Source organism: Sinorhizobium sp. CB7 (genome assembly GCF_041357635.1).
Taxonomy (GTDB): Bacteria; Pseudomonadota; Alphaproteobacteria; order Rhizobiales; family Rhizobiaceae; genus Rhizobium.
Genome location: NZ_JAULLL010000087.1, coordinates 1 through 293, shown reverse-complemented (window position 1 = coordinate 293; position 293 = coordinate 1). Strand labels below are relative to the sequence as shown.

Sequence of the window (293 nt, the reverse complement as noted above, 5' to 3'; positions counted from 1 at the left end):
CAAGGAATGCGGCTTCAACTCGATCCAGCACACGCTGCCGGCCGAGACCAGCCAGCAGGAGCTCGCCGCGCTTGTCGCATCGCTCAACGCCGATCCGGCCGTGCACGGCATCCTGGTGCAGCTGCCGCTGCCGAAGCACCTCAACGCCGAGCCGATCATCCAGGCGATCCTGCCGGAAAAGGATGTCGACGGCCTCAATGTCGTCAATGCCGGCAAGCTTGCCACCGGCGATCTCGAAACCGGCCTGATCTCCTGCACGCCGGCCGGCGCCATGGTCTTCGTGCGGCGCACCC

The 293-nt window shown here is 66.6% G+C and carries 1 protein-coding gene; it reads left to right on the top strand.

Annotation, left to right across the window (positions count from 1 at the left end):
• The coding region (locus AAE029_RS36285; protein ID WP_371077776.1) for a tetrahydrofolate dehydrogenase/cyclohydrolase catalytic domain-containing protein at nt 1-293 on the top strand (293 nt) is incomplete at both ends.